18 protein-coding genes are annotated in these 18,568 nt (G+C 66.0%); 10 read left to right on the top strand and 8 right to left on the bottom strand.

What is annotated here, in order from left to right:
* Positions 1-166: 166 nt before the first annotated feature.
* Genes GY937_01200 through GY937_01190 form a run of 3 tightly spaced genes read right to left on the bottom strand, consistent with a single transcriptional unit; the run spans position 167 to position 4,946 of the window.
* On the bottom strand, positions 167-2,425 hold the full coding sequence (locus GY937_01200) for a hypothetical protein (GenBank protein ID MCP5055322.1): 2,259 nt from the start codon (positions 2,423-2,425) through the stop codon (positions 167-169).
* Positions 2,422-3,372 carry a hypothetical protein gene (locus GY937_01195; protein MCP5055321.1) on the bottom strand — a complete coding sequence of 317 codons (951 nt, stop codon included), beginning with the start codon at positions 3,370-3,372 and terminating at the stop codon, positions 2,422-2,424. The genes GY937_01200 and GY937_01195 overlap by 4 nt, the downstream gene beginning before the upstream one ends.
* Positions 3,369-4,946 carry a 2-isopropylmalate synthase gene (locus GY937_01190; protein MCP5055320.1) on the bottom strand — a complete coding sequence of 526 codons (1,578 nt, stop codon included), beginning with the start codon at positions 4,944-4,946 and terminating at the stop codon, positions 3,369-3,371. The genes GY937_01195 and GY937_01190 overlap by 4 nt, the downstream gene beginning before the upstream one ends.
* Positions 4,947-4,981: 35 nt before the next feature.
* Here GY937_01190 and GY937_01185 point away from each other — a divergent pair, with 35 nt between their 5' ends.
* Together GY937_01185 and GY937_01180 are read left to right on the top strand one after the other, a co-directional pair.
* Complete coding sequence (locus GY937_01185) at positions 4,982-5,926, top strand: RluA family pseudouridine synthase (protein MCP5055319.1); 945 nt, start codon at positions 4,982-4,984, stop codon at positions 5,924-5,926.
* A 6-nt stretch (positions 5,927-5,932) separates the two neighbouring features.
* Positions 5,933-6,469, top strand: coding sequence for a hypothetical protein (locus GY937_01180; protein MCP5055318.1), 537 nt, complete (start codon positions 5,933-5,935; stop codon positions 6,467-6,469).
* 9 nt (positions 6,470-6,478) lie between these two features.
* On the opposite strand, the gene GY937_01175 is transcribed toward GY937_01180, so the two are convergent.
* Both GY937_01175 and GY937_01170 read right to left on the bottom strand, forming a co-directional pair.
* Positions 6,479-7,153, bottom strand: coding sequence for an O-methyltransferase (locus tag GY937_01175; protein MCP5055317.1), 675 nt, complete (start codon positions 7,151-7,153; stop codon positions 6,479-6,481).
* Positions 7,154-7,164: 11 nt separating this feature from the next.
* Positions 7,165-7,494: a tetratricopeptide repeat protein gene (locus GY937_01170; GenBank protein MCP5055316.1), complete on the bottom strand. Its 330-nt coding sequence runs from the start codon at positions 7,492-7,494 to the stop codon at positions 7,165-7,167.
* Between the two features lie 110 nt (positions 7,495-7,604).
* Here GY937_01170 and GY937_01165 point away from each other — a divergent pair, with 110 nt between their 5' ends.
* Positions 7,605-8,807: a metallophosphoesterase gene (locus GY937_01165; GenBank protein MCP5055315.1), complete on the top strand. Its 1,203-nt coding sequence runs from the start codon at positions 7,605-7,607 to the stop codon at positions 8,805-8,807.
* Positions 8,808-8,887: 80 nt separating this feature from the next.
* On the opposite strand, the gene GY937_01160 is transcribed toward GY937_01165, so the two are convergent.
* Positions 8,888-10,465 carry a hypothetical protein gene (locus tag GY937_01160; GenBank protein MCP5055314.1) on the bottom strand — a complete coding sequence of 526 codons (1,578 nt, stop codon included), beginning with the start codon at positions 10,463-10,465 and terminating at the stop codon, positions 8,888-8,890.
* Between the two features lie 71 nt (positions 10,466-10,536).
* On the opposite strand from GY937_01160, the gene sppA reads away from it, so the two are divergent.
* From sppA to GY937_01130, 6 genes are all read left to right on the top strand, one after another.
* A complete protein-coding gene (sppA, locus tag GY937_01155; GenBank protein MCP5055313.1) occupies positions 10,537-12,246 on the top strand; it encodes a signal peptide peptidase SppA in 1,710 nt (569 codons plus the stop codon).
* Between the two features lie 17 nt (positions 12,247-12,263).
* The gene (locus GY937_01150; GenBank protein MCP5055312.1) at positions 12,264-13,091 is read left to right on the top strand and encodes an alpha/beta fold hydrolase; all 828 of its coding nucleotides are present in this window, start codon (positions 12,264-12,266) and stop codon (positions 13,089-13,091) included.
* 77 nt (positions 13,092-13,168) lie between these two features.
* Positions 13,169-13,786 (top strand): sigma-70 family RNA polymerase sigma factor, encoded by a 618-nt coding sequence (locus tag GY937_01145; GenBank protein ID MCP5055311.1) that lies wholly within the window; start codon positions 13,169-13,171, stop codon positions 13,784-13,786.
* The gene (locus tag GY937_01140; GenBank protein ID MCP5055310.1) at positions 13,783-14,418 is read left to right on the top strand and encodes a hypothetical protein; all 636 of its coding nucleotides are present in this window, start codon (positions 13,783-13,785) and stop codon (positions 14,416-14,418) included. The genes GY937_01145 and GY937_01140 overlap by 4 nt, the downstream gene beginning before the upstream one ends.
* Positions 14,415-14,990, top strand: a complete 576-nt coding sequence (locus GY937_01135) for a DUF3106 domain-containing protein (GenBank protein MCP5055309.1) — start codon at positions 14,415-14,417, stop codon at positions 14,988-14,990. Before GY937_01140 ends, GY937_01135 begins: the two co-directional genes overlap by 4 nt.
* A gap of 20 nt (positions 14,991-15,010) precedes the next feature.
* The gene (locus GY937_01130; protein MCP5055308.1) at positions 15,011-15,394 is read left to right on the top strand and encodes a hypothetical protein; all 384 of its coding nucleotides are present in this window, start codon (positions 15,011-15,013) and stop codon (positions 15,392-15,394) included.
* Positions 15,395-16,003: 609 nt separating this feature from the next.
* Here GY937_01130 and GY937_01125 read toward each other — a convergent pair.
* Entirely contained in the window at positions 16,004-16,399 is a 396-nt protein-coding gene (locus GY937_01125; protein MCP5055307.1) for a PaaI family thioesterase, read from the bottom strand.
* Complete coding sequence (gene thiI / locus GY937_01120) at positions 16,396-17,880, bottom strand: tRNA 4-thiouridine(8) synthase ThiI (GenBank protein ID MCP5055306.1); 1,485 nt, start codon at positions 17,878-17,880, stop codon at positions 16,396-16,398. The genes GY937_01125 and thiI overlap by 4 nt, the downstream gene beginning before the upstream one ends.
* A gap of 97 nt (positions 17,881-17,977) precedes the next feature.
* Here thiI and GY937_01115 point away from each other — a divergent pair, with 97 nt between their 5' ends.
* Positions 17,978-18,556: a TetR/AcrR family transcriptional regulator gene (locus GY937_01115; GenBank protein ID MCP5055305.1), complete on the top strand. Its 579-nt coding sequence runs from the start codon at positions 17,978-17,980 to the stop codon at positions 18,554-18,556.
* Positions 18,557-18,568 lie beyond the last annotated feature (12 nt).

Genomic DNA, 18,568 nt, shown 5'->3' with positions numbered 1-18,568 from the left:
CCAGAGCCTGGAACCCGAAGAGAGAAACGAAAGTCGGAGACGAGGGAGGAACGACGCGCCCAAGAAACAACGCTGCTCCAAGAGGGCAGGCGTCAGGGGACGTCACTGCCTGTTGACAACCGGGGGCCTGATAGGTGTTAGGGGCTGGAACGCTTCCGCATCGTCTCTACCGATCCTTGTACAAGAACGCGTCCGGCGTCGTCTTTGGCATGCGCATCCGCGGGAAGGCGCCGAGGGCGAAGTCTTCGAAGCTGCCCTGGAGCACGAGTTGGACGGGGAGGATCGACTCGCGGCCACGCACCAGGCCGTAGCGTTCGCGCATGCCCAGGAAGGTGTAGTTGGACTGTGCATGGGAGCGGCCGTCGGCGCGTTCCAGGCTGTGGAGGCGGGCGCGTTCGAAGTAGAGATCCCGATCCGCGTCGTGTTCGACCCGGGCGTCCCGGTCGGTGAGGAGGGTATGCAGGGTCGCTTCTTCCAATTGCGCGACCAACCGGGCCATGCGCTCTTCCGAGACGCGTCGGCGCTTCCGTTGCGGTGGCTGGCTGGGGCGTCCGTCGAGAAGGGCGATCTCGAGGACACGTTCGCCGAGGAGGGTGACGCCCGCGGGATGGAGTTCGCCGTTGCTGGGTTCGTCGTCCAGCAAGGTGGGGCGAAGGGCGAGACCCTCGGGCCCGGCTACGGCTGGGTTTTCGAGCAGGAAGCCGCGGCTGATGCGGATGTTCTGGCTGGTGGCGGTTCGCAGCTCTTCGCGCGCGGCCTCCCCCGCTTTCTGCCCACCTTCCGTGCCTGCGAAACGCTGAGCGGCATCCTGGAGCAGGCGGATGCGGACGTCACGGCGCTTCTCTTGCAGGGAGGCCTCGTAGGCCTGCGTTCCGGCGGCGTCGAGTAGCTCCGCCATCTCCTCGGGGCTGCTGCCTGGCGCGGTTTCGAGCAGCGCCAAAGCTCCCACCGCGTTGCCCCGGCGGCGTTCGTAGTCGACGAGCCAACGCCGGGCTTCCTCGGTGTGGGCACCCGCGGGCTCGCGCTCCAGGGTGCGCCTGGCCAGGACGGCCGGCACGCCTAGCGGCGAAAGCTCGAACGGTGCCTGGAGCAGCCGCATCGGAAGTCCGATCAGGACGGTCACGGTCGTCGGGATCTCCACGACGTACTCGAGCCAGCGTGGCAGGTGTCGCTCCCGTGGTCCGTCCTTCAGTGGGCCGAGCAGCGCCGTCCGGATCTTTTCGCTGCGTACCTGGTCGAGCGCCACCTTGAAGCCGCGATAGGGGTTCGTCTCGAAACTCTCCCATTCTGTTCGAGCGAATCGGGCCATCGTCGAGTTCGAGTCGTCCTCGGCCGCGAGCTGCTCGATGCGCTCCCAACGTTCGCCCTCTACGCCGCGAGCACCCGCGGCTAGCGCAAGGACATAACGTGCCTCGCTAGCCAGGGGCGCATCTGGCCCTTCGGCCAGGATTTCCCGAGCCAGCGTCGCCGCGTGCGATAGTTTCCCATCCGACGGTGCGAGAAGTGCCCGGGCGATGGCGGCCTGTCGACTCTGTTGAGCGAGTGCGTCGGGTGCAGCCGTCTCGGCCCGGGAACGTTCGGCGCGCCATGCAACTACCCGCTCCGTTGCAATCGCCCCCAGCTCCGTCGCCTCGGGATCTTCCGGTGCGTGGCGCAGGGCCCTCTTGGCATAGGCCGATGCCAGGAGGGGTACACCAGCGTCGAGCGCATTCCATCCCTTCTGGAGGGCCAGGTCGCGTTGGGTCCTTCCCCAGCGCAGCTGGGCTGCGTTGATCCTGTCCAGCAGTTCTCGCGCCTCGGGTGCCTGGGGGTTCTCCCGGACGAAGCGCTTCCAATGGTCCAGGGCCTGACGTTCCCCGGTCGTCAGCTCGTCTTCCATATGCTCGGCAAGCGCGATGTTGATCACCGATTGCGCAAGCCGGTAGGGCAACAACACGCCGCCGACCGAGCGCCCCACCGATTCCATCATCTCGTTCGCCACCCTGCCGTAGCGAACGATGAAACGATCCCGCAGTCGTCGACTCGCCAGCGCCAGGGGGTCGTCTTCGACTTCTTCCTGGATGCGCTTGTGCAAGGCGGCCGGCACATCCGAGCGTTCGAGCAGGGCCCCGCTCGCCATGCGGCGAATGCGCGGGTTGGTGATGGTGGCATTCCGTGCGTCGAGCGCGTAGGGAAGCAATCCACTCGTTGCTTCGCCAGCGGTCGTCCGATCTTCGTCCAAGGAAGCGAGTCGGCCGAGCTCGCGCTCGAGGTCCGCGTCATCGCCTAGCAAGACCGCGGTCGCCAGATCCCGCGAACAGCGGTCGAGTTCGTCGGGAACATACGGGGCGAGGAGAGGCAACGGCTCGAGCGGATCGACCGACGGCGTGAGCGTCGAGCAACCCGCAAGCGTCAGGAGGAGAGGTGCAAGGAGGAAGAGCTTCACGGGGAGAACCGATCCCGGTCGATCTTCAGCATGAACGCCAGGAACGCTTCGAGCCGTCGGGCGGCCTCGATCTTCTCTGCTGCGCCGTCTTGGTTCGAGACCGCTTCGTACATTCTCGCCGCCGCCTCCACCAGCTCCTCGAAGTGGGGTGGATCGAAACTCAGGCTCTCGGGCGGATGATCCTGGACGTACTCGATGGCCAACTCGGCGTACAAGTCGCCGAGGGCGAGCAAGTGACTGTTGGTGTTCTTGCTTTCCCGGTGAGTGACGACGAGCTGTTGGATTGCGGCAAGCGCTCGGACATCGCCATCCGGATACAGGCGCCTCACATCTGCAAGGAAACGTGCTCGGGCCAGATCCGTGCGCTCGATTTCCTCCTGGATCACGGCGGCGTAGTGGCTGCTTCCGATATCTGCGAGCACCACTTCGAGCAGGGCTCGGCGGCTCTCGAAAGCGGCGAGCGCCACCTCCCGGCTTATCGCGGCCTCGGTGCTCGGGGGCTCGAGTTGAGTGGCTTCGTCAAGGGTCTCGCAGATGGCGGCGCTGCGGAGGGAGTCTTCCCGAAGCGAAGGATCGCTTTCTCTCGCCTGACGGTAGCTCACTGCGGCCAGGTCGAAAGCGCGGATCCGCTCGAGCGCACGCCCCTTCGCGAAGGCGATCACATCGTCCAAGGTGCCCGCACGCAGGGCATCCGCATGAGCCGCCTCGAGGTTTTCGAGACGCAGAAGGGATGCCCTGTAGACGTTTCGACCCGTGAAATCCCGCGCAGGAGCGAAGCGATAGGTGTCATCGGGGATGTGGCGCCGCAGGACGGCCACGACCTCGAGCACGCTCTGGCTCGGCAGGTAACGAGGGTCGGGTTCCGGTGTTCCGGCACAGCCTGTCATGAAGACGCCTGACAAGAGCCCCGCCGCGATCTTCAGGAGCGTCCCGCTCGCGCCTCTCACGTCTCCTGGCTTCGTGCGGCGACAACGTTGAGCATCTTCTCGGTGGCGATCACGGCGGCCGCCAGCTGGTCCGAATCCACGGCCAGCGTCGAAAAGGACTCTTCTCCTGGGCGCCCCTGCCAGGTGATCAGGGTTTCGACCAGGGCGCTGGTGCGTCCGCCAGGCGGAATACGCACACGGAAATCCTGCAGCTTCGGAACGACGAGTCCGAATTTTCGTGCAGCCTTCTTGAGCGCATTCATGAACGCGTCGTATCCGCCATCACCGCTGGCCTTGGCGGATACCGTGTCGCCTCGGAAGGCCAGTTCGACGCTCGCCTCGGGAGAACGATCGCTTCCGACGGAGACATCGTAGTGTTCGATTCGTAGCAGATGCTCCCTTGGCGTCTTGAGCACGTCCGCAATGATGAAGCGCAGGTCTTCCGGCACGACCGTGTGCTTCTTGTCGCCGAGGCTGACGATTCGCGCGAGCACGAGATCGCGCTCCTTCTCTTCGAGTTCGATGCCGAGCTGGGCCAGGTTCTGATCGAGGGAAGCCTTGCCCGAGAGCTTGCCGAGCGCATAGCGACGTTTTCGCCCGAAGCGTGCAGGGACGAGCCGGCTCTCGTAGAGGTCTCCCTTGGCGTCGCCGTCCGCGTGGATCCCGGCCGTCTGGGTGAACACGTCTTGCCCGACGATCGGAGTATTCGTCGCCACTTCTTTTCCGCTGAAGATTTCCACGAGACGGGAGACACCTACGAGCCGTGATTCGTTCACGCCGGTGATGAAGGGCCCATGATCGTGTAAGGCGGCGACGGATTCGGAGAGCCGCGCGTTGCCTGCCCGCTCGCCGAGGCCATTCACGCTGGTGTGGACGCCGCGCGCGCCCGTTTCCACCGCAGCCAGGACGTTCGCCGTCGAGAATCCGTAGTCGTTGTGGCAATGGTATTCGAAGTGCACATCGGGGAAGCTCGCAACCATCAGGTCGATTCCCCGCCGAACATCTCGTGGCGCCTGGGTGCCGAGTGTATCCGCAAGGAACACCCGATCCACCCGGTGTTCGCCGAGCGCGCGCAGCATGGCGAAGACGTAATCCGGGCTATCCACGACGCCGCTCGACCAATCTTCCAGGTAGACGTTCGTGCGTACGCGACGCTTCCGCGCGTAGACGAGGGTTTCGGCGACCTTCTTGCGATGCTGCTCCGGCGCCATTCGCAGCTGGGTCGCGCAATGATGCTCGGAGCCCTTGACCAGCAGGTTGAGTACACGCCCGCCGGTCTCGTGGAGCCAATCGACGCTCTTGTTGCCGTCGCAGTAGCCGAGCATCTCGATCCGACGCAGCATGCCGGCGCGTTTCGCCCAGCGGCAGATCTTCCGGGCTGCCTCGCGTTCGCCCTCCGAAACCCGGGTGCCCGCGATCTCGATGCGATCCACGCCCACATCGGCCAGCAGGGCCCGGGCGAGTTGGAGCTTTTCCTCCGGGGTGTATGCGACTTCCGGAGTCTGCTCGCCGTCCCGCAGGGTGGTATCCATCACCTCGACACGCCGTCGGTCAGCATGCCGGTTGTCGGTCTGGCGGCTCGGCGGCTCGCTCATTCGGTTGGATCCTCCGCGAACGGTAGACTCTACCCATGTCAGAAGACTCCCGCCCCGCGCCGGGCGGCTTCGAAGGTGTGGTGGGCCCGGACGAGGATGGCTGGCGGCTGGACGCGTTCCTGGCGGCCTCCCTGGGGATTTCCCGGGCAGGCGCACGGCGGGCCCTCTCCCGCGGCACGGTCACCTGGCGCGAGCGCCCCGTTGGGCTCGATGCCAAGGGTGCACCGATCGCCGAGGGCGATCGGATCCACGTGGTGCGGGAGCCGGATCCCAGCGAGGCCCCGCCCCGCGCCGAGCCCGATCTCCCGCTCGAGATCGTGGCTTCGGGTGACGGTTGGCTCGCGCTCGACAAGCCCGCCGGCACGCCCGTGCACCCCCTCCAGGTCGACGAGGGTGGCTCGCTGGCCAACGCGCTCGTGGCACGACATCCGGAAGTCGTCGGGGTAGGCGAAGGGGGCTTGCGCAGTGGGGTCGTGCATCGTCTGGATGTCGATACGTCGGGTGTCCTGTTGTTCGCCGTCCAGGAAGAGGCATGGCAGCGGCTTCGCGAGGCGTTCAGGAGTCACAAAGTCGAGAAGACCTATCTGGCGATCGTGGCGGGCCGGCTCGAGGGCGAGTTGGCCCTGCAGTTGAGTGTGGGGCGTCACCGGCCTGCGAAGGTTCGCGTGCTCTCGGAAGATGACGCTCGGCCTGGCCGCGGCCGTCCGACCCGAACGCGTTGGCGCTCGCTCCTGGCCACCGATGAAGCCAGCTTGGTCGAGGCTCGCCCGACCACCGGCTTCTTGCACCAGATCCGTGCCAGCCTGGCGCATCTGGGCCACCCGATCCTGGGCGACCCTCGCTACGGCGGGCCGGAGCACGAACTGGCGCCTCGTCAAATGCTCCACGCTCAGCGGGTTCGGTGGAAAGAAGTGGAGGCCAGTTGCGAGCCGCCGGCTGATTTTTCTGCCGCGTTGAACGGGCTCGGATTGGAGAGCTGAGCTGCGATGCAACCGACGAGTGTCCTGATCGTCGTCGCCTCCGAGACGGGCCGCACCCTGCGCATGGCGGAATCCCTCGCTGACGGCGCACGGGAGATCAGCGAGAGTGTGACCCTCACGAGTGCCGCGGAGGCAAGGAACGAGCAGCTGCTTGCGGCCGATGCGATCGTCCTCGGCAGTGGCGTGCATATGGCGGGCATGGAGTCGTCGATGCGCGGGTTTCTGGAGCGGACCGCACCGCTCTGGATGCAGGGCAAGCTGAAGGGAAAGCTGGGAGCGGTATTCGCCAGTGCAGGAGCGGGCGGGCGGGGTGGCGGCGAGCTCACCCTGATTTCGTTGCTGGCGACGTTGGCCGAGCATGGCTTGCTGCTCGTGCCGATGCACAACCGCCTGGATCAGTTCGCAGCCGCGGGCTGCCATTGGGGGCCCCTGGCCGAGACGAGTCCCAGCAAGACGGGCTCTGGGCCAACCGAGACGCAGTTGGCCTCCGCTCGGGCCCATGGGCGCTGGATCGCCGAATGTGCCGATCGGTGGAGTTCGTAGCGCAGGTTCTCAGCGCTTCGCCGGTTCTCGTTTTCGAATCAGTGTAAGGCCGTCGAAGCGGCCTAACATCGTTGCGTCCAGTCGTGGATCGGCTGCAACCTGGTCGTTGAACGACCGGATGGCTTCGGTGTCTGGGTCCACCCGCGCTGGATCGATGACGGCCCCGCTCCAGAGGACGTTGTCGACCAGGATCACGCCTCCCGTCCGCATCCGCGGAAGGAGATGCTCCAGGTAGCTGGCGTAGCTCGTCTTGTCCGCGTCGATGAAGGCGAGATCGAAGCTCTCTTCCATGGGCAGGGCTTCCAGGGTTTCGTTCGCCGGGGCGAGGCGAAGCTCGATCCGCTTGCTGAGCCCCGCTCTCTCCCAGTAGCGACGGGCGATACTCGTCCATTCCTCGCTCACATCGAGGCATAGGAGCGCACCATCCTCGGGCAGGCCGCGGGCGATGCATAGGGACGAGTAGCCGGTGAAGGTTCCGACCTCGATCGCCCGACGCACGCCGAATGCCCGCGTAAGCCATGTGAGCAGGGCGCCCTGCTCGGCGTCGATCTGCATCGCCGCGAGCAATCCGATCTCCGCCGTTTCTTCCTGGAGCGCCCGGAGCACACCATCCGGAGGCTCGCTTCCGTGGGCGACGACGTAGTCGTAGATCTCGGCGCTCTGGCCCAGGGATTTGGTGCCCAACGACGATCTCCCTACTTCTTTTTCAGCGCCGCCATCTGAAGACGCATCGCGATGGCCTTCTCCTCTTCCGCCTCGGGGATCATGCCCTTCTGCTGATAGAAGATGGAAAGGCTGGTGTGGCTGAGAGGCTCGTCGGGCTCGAGCTCGACGAGCTTCTTGCCTGCTTCGATGGCGGCATCGAGCTGCCCCAGCTTTTCGAGGCTCATGGCGAGCCCGTTCCAGGCCCGTGCGTGGCCGGGGTCGGCCTCTACACAGCGGCGGTAGGCCTCGATCGCCGGCTCGAGGCGCTCGTTCAGGTAGTGGTCGAAGGCTTCCTTGTAGTGGGCCACGGCATCACTCATCCGGGTAGAGTGGCCGAAGCGCGTGGAGGTCTGCAAGTCTGTCAGGATCAGCACCAGATTCTGGCGTGTCAGATGTAGGTTGTGAACGGGGTGGGTCCTTCGGAAGATCGATGAGTTTCTTGCGCACGTTCTTCATGGCGGAGGTCTTTCGTACCCTGGCGTTCCTGCTCGGGGCGATGCAGGCCCTCATCCTCCATTGGCTGTGGGTCGTGGTGCTAGGCCACCCGGTCCCCCCGTGGCCGATCGCCTTCGGAATCCTTGCGCTTCTGGTCGGCCTGAACGTGGCTTCATACGCACCCCTGCGCCGCGCCCGGCGCCGCGAAGGAACGATCGGTGTGGTTGCACGGAGCTATATGACGGCCGGGGTGGCGACGCTCCTGCTCGGCATGGCGGTGGTCGCGTTGTGGGCGTTTGCGCTGCCGACCCGGTTGGTGCTCGGCGCCGTCGGCATTGCGCCGAAGACCCAATGGGAGTGGCTTCAGCTCGGAGGCAACACGGCACTGCTGGCGGCTGCAGGCGTGATCCTCTGGGGCGCCACCCTCGGCCAGGCACGCTATGACCGGACCAACACCCGGCTGCCGCTTCCGGGCCTCGACCCATCGTTGGAAGGTCTTCGTGTCGTCCAGATCTCGGATCTTCATATTGGCAACAAGATGGAAAGCGAACGTCTGGATCGGCTCGTGGACGATGTCAACGCCATGCAGCCGGATCTGTTGGTACTGACGGGCGACCTCTTCGATTTCGATCCGGCGTTCGTCGAGGCCGGAGCGCAGGGGCTCTCCCGCTTGCGAGCGCGTTTCGGCGTGTTCGCCGTGCTGGGCAATCACGATATGTACACCGGTGCGACGGCGGTCGCCGAGGGTCTTGCGGCTCATGCACCCAACGTTCGATTGCTTCGCGAGGAGATCGTGCGTTTGTCAACGGATGCGCCCCTCTATCTTGCGGGCATCGATGACCCCGGGCGCTTGTGGACCGATCCGGAGCTGATCCTCGATGAACTGGAAGAGCTTGGGACGCATTTGCCCGACGATGGACCCACGATCCTCCTGAGTCATCGTCCCGATGCCGTGACCCAGGCAGCACGACTGGGCTTCGCGGCGGTACTCGCGGGCCATACCCACGGCGGCCAGATCGCATTGCCCGGCATGGCCGTCCGCGTGAACCTGGCCCGGCTGATTTCTCGCTATCCGCGAGGCCTGTTCCGGGTCGGAGAGACCAGCCTCTACGTGAACCGCGGCGCAGGTGTGGCCGGGCCGGCGATCCGCATCGCGGCGTCCCGTGAGATCGCGACCCTCGAACTCACATCCGCCTGACACGTCGCCCCTCGCGGGATGTCCATCGGGAGCGTATTCGTGGGAACACGGCGGCGGTTGCGCATGCCCTCGGGCACCGCTCAGCTCAGCGCGGCCCGAATCCGTGTGAAGAGCTGGCCGATACCGCCCCTGTCCCGATCCAGCTGGAAGTAGTGATCGCCGTCATCCTTGACGAGCAGGCGTACCCTTTGCCCGGCGAGAGCACCCTCGGGCAGCTCCTCCCCGGCCAGGTGATCGAGTCGGGCGAAGACCCGCGTGCCGTCGAGACTGACGACCGCAACATGAACCGGGCCTTCCTGGGGGCCCGCAGTGATGTGGATGGTCGTGGCTGCTTCCACCACCGCCCGGGCACCATCGAGTTGGGCCGGATCCGGTGTGGGTCGGGGCGCGCACGCTTCGAAATGCAGTCGCGGTTCAGGTACGGCCTCCGGCAGGCGAAGCGACTCGCTGCTCTCGAGGACGGTGACGAATACGTTGTTTCCCGGTCCGCCGATCGAATGCGCGATGCCGATCGTGGCCCCGTGCACCTGAGCGCGCGGATTGGGAAACCGACCCTGCAATTGGAGTGCACATTCAGCGATCTGGAACAGGCCGGTGCCGCCGACCGGGTGGCCTCGCGCCTTGAGGCCGCCCGATAGATTGGCCGGCACTCTCCCTGCGATTCCGGTCACCGGGTTCGCGATCGGATCTCCCGGGGTGCCATTCGTGTCGCCTACGAGCGCTTCGACGACTTCGTCGTCGCGCAGCAAGCCGAGATCCACCAGACCGATCGGGAGCAGGCTGTTGAAGGCGTCGTGGGCTTCGACGACGAGGCCGGCGAGGTGCCGCGGATCGCGGATGCCAGCGCGGTAGTAGGCGACACGGGCGGCTTGCCGGGTCGCGTCCAGATGATCGAGCGCATCGCGGTCGAGCACCGAGGAACTCTCCGTGGCGGAGCCCAGGCCGGCGACGCGTAGCCCGGCCGGTCGCGAGGTCAGGATCATCGCGGCTGCGCCATCGCAGATCGGCGAGCAATCCTTTCGCATCAGCGGCGTTGCGACGGGAAAGTTCTGGTCCGCGTCGAAGTAGGCTTCGAGTTTTTCTGGTTTGCCGTAGAATGCCGCCAGCGGATTCTCTGCGCCCAGGGCGTGAGCCCGCATCATCAACCGGGCCAGGGTCGCACGGGCTTCTTCATGGGAGATGCCTGCCTTGCCGAGCCAGGCCTGGGTGACCAGCGCGATCAAACCGGGCATGGTGAAGCCGAAGCGTCGCTCTTCCGGGTCGACGGTCTTCGACATGATGTGGGTCGCTACCTGGGTGGTCACCGTCTTCATGCGTTCGCCTGCCAACACGAGCACGCTCTCGCATTGGCCGGAGGCGATCTTGTGGTAGGCCTCGTGGAAGGCAGCCGCCCCCGTGGAGGATGCGGTTTCGCTGCGGACGGCGGGAACCCCACGAAGGCCCAACCGGTCGACCACCTTGGCAGCGATATTGGCCCGATTCTCGAATTCCTCGCTGTCCATGATGCCGATCTGCACGGCGTCGAAGCTTCGGACTCGCGAATCCTGGAGCGCCCGGGCGAACGCCTGCGCGAAGAGGTCGAAGATGCTGCCGAATACCCTACCGGTGAGATCCACCTTGGTGAGTCCGACGCCGGCGATATAGACGGGCTTGGGCATGGCTTGCTGAACGTTACCTTCGTCCCGCGCTGTCTCCCGCTGTAGGGGACAACCCACGAGGGACGAAGAACATGAGTCGAGCGAAAGGTTGGATTCTCGGTGTTCTGCTGGTGGCGGTACTCGCGGCCTTCTGGTTCGAGACCCGGCCGATGGGCGTCGAGCCTGGCAGCGTGGTGGTGATCCAACTCCAAGGCAGCTACGCGGACGCTCCGGCAAATCCGCTTCTGGCGCGGCTCACCGGCGGAGGTGAAGGCTCATTGACGTCGCTGCTCGGTGAGCTGGCGAAGCTGGAGCGGGACGACCGGGTGGATACGGTCGTGTTCCGCATTCGCAGTCTGGCGCTCGGCTGGGGCCGGGTGGAGGAGATCCGCGATGCCATCGCACGGCTTGCCGACGCCGGTCGCAAGACCGTCGCATACCTCGAGGTCGAAGGCTTCGGCAACGGGTCCTACGTGGTTGCGACCGGCGCCCAGCACATCGTGGCAGCGCCGGGCCATCGCAACCCCTTCGTCGGGCTTGCCGGTGAGTACCTCTTCCTGGGCGGCCTGTTCGAGAAGCTGGGCGTCGAGATCGAGTACGAGCGCATCGGGCGCTACAAGAGCGCAGTCGAGAGCTACGCCGCGAAGGAGATGTCGGGCCCTGCCCGCGAGATGCAGGAGGCCCTGGTCGATTCGATCCAGGAGCGCTTCCTCGCAGTCGTTGCAGAAGGCCGCGGGCTCGAGACCAGCGCCGTCGAGAAGGCGATCGATCAGGCACCCACCGGCGGCGGGCCGATGATTCAGCTCGGCCTGATCGACGAGGTCCAGACCTGGACGGCACTCATGGAGGGCTTCGCAGACCAGCCGATCGTCGAAGCTTCCGACTACGCCCAGGTCGGTCTGGACGCGCTCGATTTCGAGCCCGAGGCCACCTTTGCCCTGGTGCACGGCTCGGGCCCGGTGTTGATCGGCAAGGGCCAGTACGCCGCCGGCGGCTCGCCGGTGCTGGCATCGGATACGGTGGCGAAGGCTCTTCGCGAAGCCTCCGAGGATCCGGAAGTCCAGGCGATCATCTTTCGGATCAACAGCCCGGGCGGCTCGGCTCTGGCCTCGGATATCGTCTGGCAGGCCGTGCAGGACGTGCGCAAGACCGGGAAACCCGTGATTGCCTCGATGTCCGACATGGCTGCTTCCGGTGGCTACTACGTCGCGGCTGGCGCGGACAAGATCGTCTCCCACCATACGACCTATACGGGTTCGATCGGCGTGTTCGTGCTTCGCCCGGTGATCGGTGGCTTGCTCGAGAAACTCGGCGTGGGTGTCGAGACGATCACCCGCGGCCCCCACGCAGGCCTGCTGCTCGGATCGGAGCCACTCTCGGAGGAGACTCGTGCCGTGCTGCGGGACGATGTCGAAGGCGTCTACGAGCTCTTCCTGGAACGCGTGGCGGAAGGGCGCGACCTGGAACGGGACGCGGTCGATGCCATTGCTCAGGGTCGGGTCTGGACGGGCGCTCAGGCATTGGAGATCGGTCTGGTCGATTCGCTAGGCGGGCTACGTGACGCCGTGGTCGAGGGCAAACGACTCGTCGACCTGGAAGACGATGCGCCCGTGGTGCTCGTGCAGTACCCCCGCCCGCGTCCCCTTGCCGAGGAGCTGATGGAGCTCTTTGGTGGGATCCAGAGCGCTGTCACTCCCGAGCTGCCGCTACCGGGTACACTCGCCTCCCTGGTCCAGTTGATTCGCGTGCTTCCGGCGGGTGCACCGCTACTCGTGCCGCCGGGCCTGATGGAGGTTCACTAGATGCAAGCCAGGCCAACGTGGCGGAAGTAATCGCGAGCGACGGCGTGCGCCTCTACGCGGAGGCGACAGGCGTCGGGACGCCGCTCGTGCTCTCGCCCGGCTATTGCCAGACCCACGAGAATTTTCGTCCTCAGGTCGAGCCCTTCGTGGCGGCTGGCTACCGCGTCGTCTTGTGGGACTACCGTGGCCATGGCAAGAGCGAGGTACCCGAGAACGAGGCCGCCTACTCGATGGAGCAGGTGGTGGACGATCTCGGTCGGGTGCTGGCGTGGGCAGCACCCAACGAACCGGCGGTCGTGGGCGGGCTTTCGTTCGGTGGTCTCGCTTCGCAGCATCTTGCCCTGGCCCATCCGGAACGGGTGCGTGCGCTGTTGTTGATCGCCAGCGGGCCCGGTTTCAAGAAGCCCAAGGCCCAGGCCGGCTGGGAGGCTCAGGTGGACCGGATCGCCGGCCGTCTCAAACGCGTGGGCTTCGGGGGCTATACGAGCGGACGCGCCGCACCCAACTCGATCGGTCTCCGCCCGGAACTGCCCGCCGCCCAGTCCGCGGGCCGCGCGATCGAAGCCCAGGATCCTGTCGGTGTGGCGCACTTCGGCCGTGGAGTGGCCGGTCCGGCGACCTCGACCCTGGATCGACTCGCGGATATCCAGATTCCCGCATTGATCCTGGTAGGGAGCCTCGACGCTGCCTACCAGGCTGCAGCCGAGGTGATGACGGCCAAGCTCCCGCGCTCGAAGCACGTCGTCATCCCGGACGCCGGCCACTGCGTCAACATCGAGGAGACCGAAGCCTTCAACGCCGCGGTCCTCGCTTTCCTGGATGATCCCCCGGGGGCGAATGATTGAGTCGGGAGCCAAGCCGCCCACTTCACTGCGCAACTCGGAGGGTCGAGGCGGGTTGTAGACCTGGAGTGGAGACGAGCTTGCCGGAGGCGGTGGATGAGGATGTCCAGCTGATGCTGGCTTTCGCAGGTGGCGACGAAGCCGCCTTCGATGCCCTGTTCGATCGCTGGGCCGGGCGCCTGCTCCGCTTTCTGGAACGCATGGTGAAGGATTCCGCCGTGGCCGAGGAGCTGCTTCAAGAAAGCTTCTTGCGCGTGCATCGCGCGAAGGAGCGCTACCGCCCGGAGGCGCGTTTCTCGACCTGGCTGTATACGATCGCGGGCAACGTGGCACGCAACGAGCTGCGTCGGCCTTTCAGACGGAGTCACCATGAGAGCACCGGGGAGGATGCGGAGGGTGACTTCGCTCCGCTCGTGTTGGTGAGCACCGCGCCCGCAACGGATGATGTCGTCGAGGCGCGGCGCCAGGGCGACGCGGTCGAGGTGGCCCTGGCCGAGCTCCCCGAGCGCCAGCGCGCGGCCCTGTGGCTCGCGTCCGTCGAAGGCATGTCCTACGCCGAGGTTGCGGAGGCTCTGGGAACGAGTGAGAAATCGGTGAAGGCATTGGTGCACCGGGGTCGCACGACGTTGGTGCGCCGGTTGAGCAGTGCGGCCTCCGGGCAAGTCGGGCCGGGCGAAACCAAGGGAGGCGTGGCATGAACGCCGAATTCGAAGCTCAGCTCTCCGCCTATCTCGACGGTGAGCTGTCGGCCGAGGACGAGGCCCGCATGCGCGAGGCCATCGCTGCATCTCCCGAGCTGGCGCGCAGGCTCGCCGAACTCGAGAGCGTGGACGCAGCCCTGGCTGCGGTGCCCACTCCTGCCGTTCCTGCGGGAGCGCAGGCTCGCTTGCGGGAGCGGATCGCGACCGATGTGGCGTCGCCACGTGCGCAGACCGTTGGAGCCGCCGCCGCGCCCGGAGTTCGTGCACCGCGCCGCCGAAGCCGTGTTCTGGCGATGGCGGCGGCAGTCGCTGCTGCGGCCCTCCTGGCTTGGCTGATCCTTCCCCGCGCTGGAGAGGAATCCTCTCTCGTTGCCGAGCAACCGGCGCCTGTGGCACCGGCTCCTTCCCCGTCGACCACGGTGGAGCCTGATCCTGCCAGCGACCGCCAGGTGGCAGATGGGTCGATTCACGAGGCCGCCCCGGAGGAAGATCTTCCGGATCTTCTGGCTCCCGAGGAGATTGGCGAGGACTTCGACGGCGAACTCGATCCGGAAGATGTCGCCGTCGTCGAGGTGCTCGAGTGGCTGGCCGCGCTTGAAGCGCTCGAGCCGGACGAAGGCCGCGGGTGAAACGGGCGACGCGCAGCTTGCTTGCTTCGGCGGTCTGCGGGCTGCTCCTGCTGGCGTCTCCGGCGCGTGCCGAAGAGCCCCATCGCCCGACGCCCGAAGAAGTGCGCCGTGACGCGCCGCTGTCATTGCGTTCGTGGATCGCCGGTCTTCCAGAAGAGCAGCGTCGCGGTGCGATTCGACGCCTGCGCAACATGCCGCCCCGTCGGCGTGCGGAATTCTTCGAACGCTGGAAGGGGATGAGTGAAGGTGAGCGAACGGCGTTCACCCAGCGCATGGAGCGCCGGATCCGCCGGAACGATGCCAGAGCAGATGGCCAGCATCGCCGAGCGATGCGCGAACGCATGGCAGAGATGTCACCGCCCCGGCGGCGCCAGTTCCGACGCCAGCTGAAGCAATGGCAGGGGCTCGAAAGATCGGAGCAGGACAAGCTGCGTCGCCGCCTCCATCACTTCCGCAAGCTCACCGCCGAGGAGCAGAAGGCCCTGGTCGAAGAACAATTCTCCTCCCGGTCCACGGAGGAGCGCGCCGGAATTCTCGAAGGGCTGCGCGCCGCGTCGTCGGCCCTCGACTGAATTCCGGCTACGCTCCGCTCGTGACCCCCGAAGCGAGCCAGGTTCTGGCGCAAGACCTGTGTCGGATCTTCCTCGGCTGGAAGCTGCGCGACGATTACGAGGCGTTGCTCGCGATCGGCGAGGGCTCCCTTCGCCTGGATCTTCGAACGGGCGAGGCATGGTGCGACGGCGATCCGCTGCCCTCGCTCTTCATCGGCGAGGAACTACGCCGGGAAATCGAGAAGGCCACCGGCATCAGCAAGGCAATCGAAAAAGCAGAACTCGACGCGGAGTTCCAGACCCGCGGTCTCTGGCGCCGCGGCGAGCAGGTCCCCTCCCTGGAGATCGCCTGCCGCGTCCGCCTGCGCGTAGCAGGCCGAGAAGTAAGCGCAGAAGCGAGCACACAAGCGTCTTCGGAGCCTTGAGCCGCTTCGCTTTTCGTGCGTAGCGCGGAGCCGCCGGGGCTGGGCACAGGTCGGGCGGAATGGCTCGGCCGGGGGTCGGGTGGCCGCGTAGGGAGGTGGACGGGGTGTTGCCCTTCGCGGCTTTCGCCGCGGGCAACCTACGCGCACGCTTGGCCGCGCCTATGCCTGCGCTTGATTTCCGCCCGACCTGTGCCCAACCCCGGCGAAGCGGTTCTCATGAGGAAGGTCGCCGAACCCAGGAGGCACGGGCAGAGCAAGAGCCCGGTTCCTTGCTGAAACGGTGAAGCCAACGCGTGGCCCCTCCTTCGGCTGAAGCGCCCTAACGCCTCCACCCAAAATTCCCTGTTAGCGACGCGGTATCGTGTCACCTCCCACGCAAGATCGCGGGGCGGGGGGCGGTCAGCGCGGAAATAAAGCGCAGGCATCTCGTCGCGTGAGCGTGCGCAAGTTCGCTAGCGGCAAAGCCGCGTAAGCGAACCCGCGGCCAAGTCGAAAGCGGCCCCCCGATCCCCAGCCGAGCCATTCCGCGATGGCCGCCCCCCGCCCCGCGATCCACCACGAGAAGCGAAGCGGCCCCCGCCACGGTCAGCGACGTACCAGGGCCCGACGCTAGACCCGTTCTCGCTCGGATTGCTGCAGCGTATCGGTGAGCATGAAGGTCCCGGTCGATTTGGCGACGACGCGATCTTCTCCGTCGATCAGGCTTGCTTCGGCGTAAGCCGTGCGGCGGGAGACGTAGACACAGCGGGCTTCGGCGCGAAGGCTTCCCTTCTGTACGGGACGGAAGAAGTTGATCTTCGCCTCGATCGTTGCGCAGCCCCGTCCCTCGGGAAGATGGGAGATCACCGCGCGGCCCATGGCCGTGTCGAGCAGGGTGAAGAAGACACCGCCGTGGACTCGTTCCGCCGTGCTCATGTGGAACTCATCGACGACCATCTCGATGTGGCACTCGCCGTCGACGGCGCGCACGGTATGCATTCCCAATCGTTGGGTGAAGTCGTTCACGGCGCTTCCCGGATTCCCTTCTCTTCGGCCCAACGCCGCAGCGCGCGGGTGCCGCCGCGAAAATGCAGCGCCCGGTGGCCGGCGGAGCGCATCATTTCGGCCAGATGCGCGCTCTTCAGGCCGTACTCGCAATACAGAACGTACGGTTGGTCCTTGGCGAAGGAAGCGTATGCGTCGAGGGCCCGTGAGAAGTCGAGCTGAAGGGCACCCGGATAGTGCCAGCTCTCGTATTCGTGGCGGACACGCAGATCCACCACGCAAGCGCCCTCGGGAACCCGGTCGGTCTCGATCTCGGGCATCCCGCAGGCCTCGGGATCGAGGCTGCGAAGCGCGAGGATTTCGCGTTCCTCGATGGCGCGCTCGAGGACGGCAGTGTCCATTTCCTTCTCTTGCTCCAGGATGACATCGAGCTTCGCCGCCGTCGCAGGCCGCCTCGGGACAAGCGCGCAGTACTCGCCGACCACCGCCGAGAGTTCCGCCGTGCCGATCTGTTCCGCCCGCCGGATGATCTCGTCCTTGTTGCTGCCGATCAGCGGCCGCAGGATCGGAAAATCGGTGGCCTCGCTGATCGTACGCAGGTTGACGAGGGTCTGGGAGGAGACCTGGCCGACGGCTTCACCCGTGATGATGGCATGGGCACCGGCCTGCTCGGCCACTGCGTCCGCGGCGCGCAGCATCAATCGTTTCAGGATCACCTGCCAGTAGCGCGGCTCGGCGACCCGCTGGAGTTCTTGCGTGACCGCGCTGAAATCGATGGCGTGAAGCCTGGGTCGGGTGCCGAAGGACCAGTTCTGGGCCAGCACCTGCATCACACGCAAGGTTCCGAGCTGGTGGCTGAAGCCGCCGAGGTTGCAGAAGACGTAGTCGAGATTCACGCCGCGCCGAAGCATCTGCCAGGAGGCGACGGCGGAATCGAAGCCGCCGGAGACCAACGAAATCGCGCGATCGCCCGTGCCGAGCGGGAGGCCACCGGGGCAGGGCAGGTTCTCCCGGAAGAAATAGGCGGCGTTCCCGTAGAGCTCGATGCGAGCGGTCACCTCCGGAGCGCTCAGATCGACCCTCGCGGCTCGCGGCAAGAGCCGCGCACCCAGCGCCATCTCGACGTCGTGACCACGTACACCCGGTACCGCGTCCGTTCCGACGGTGCGTGCACGTACGGCGAATCGTCGTCCCTCCACGGCTTCGCCAAAGAGCCGTTCGCCGTGCTCGACGATCTCGTCGAGGGTGTGCACCTCGTGGCGTTCCGCAGGAGCCAGGGATTGCAGGCCGAAGAGTCGTTCAAGCCGCGGCAGATCAGAGGCATCTTTCAACTCGACGAGGATTCGCTCGTATCGCCGCTCGACGTGGTAGCCATGGCCGGTCTCATCGAGGGCATCGCGGAGGTTGCGCAGCAGGCGGGTGACGAATTGGCGGCGCGTGGCCTTGGCCTTCGTCGAAAGTTCGCCGGAGAGGCGCAGCAAGATGAGGGCGGGCTCGGGCATCCGGCGCAGAATAGCGCGCTGGGTTCTTACCGAGCGAGTCGGACTTGGCATGTCGATCGACATGGGATGTGCAAGGATCGCGTCCGAGGAGATCGTCATGCGCTACCCGCCCGAGCACAAGCAACGCACCCGGCAGAAGATCATCCGAAAGGCCGGGCGGCTCTTCAAGCGCAAAGGCTATGCCGGGGTCGGCATCGACACGATCATGGATGCGGCGGGGCTCACGCGTGGTGGCTTCTACGGATACTTCCGCTCGAAGGGCGATCTCTTCGCACAGGTCCTGGCGGGCGGTGAGAACGATTTCATCGCCAAGCTTCGCAATCGGCCTGGGCCGGATTCGGAGGCGTTGAACGAGCAGGCGATGGAAATCGTGACGGGCTACCTCGCCTACGAGAATCGCGACACGGTGGGCAAAGGCTGCAATCTGGCCTCGCTCTCGGTGGACGCCGCGCGAGCGGATCGTGGATCACGCCGCGCCTACACGGCCCACGTGAAGGATTGGGTGTGTGAATTCCAGCGCGGCCTGGAGCCCGGAAGCGAAGAGCAGGCACTTCGGGCCCTGGCACTCTGCGTGGGCGGCATCGTTGTGGGGCGTGCTCTCGACGATCCGAAGCTGGCGCGGGCTCTCCTTGCCGCCTGCCGCAGTCAGGTGGCGGAGGAGCTCGGAGAAGGTTGACGCCCAGGTCGA

The organism is bacterium, assembly GCA_024228115.1.
Classification (GTDB): domain Bacteria; phylum Myxococcota_A; class UBA9160; order UBA9160; family UBA6930.
The sequence above is the reverse complement of the archived record's forward strand: the minus strand, read 5'-3'. Positions and strand labels throughout refer to the sequence as shown.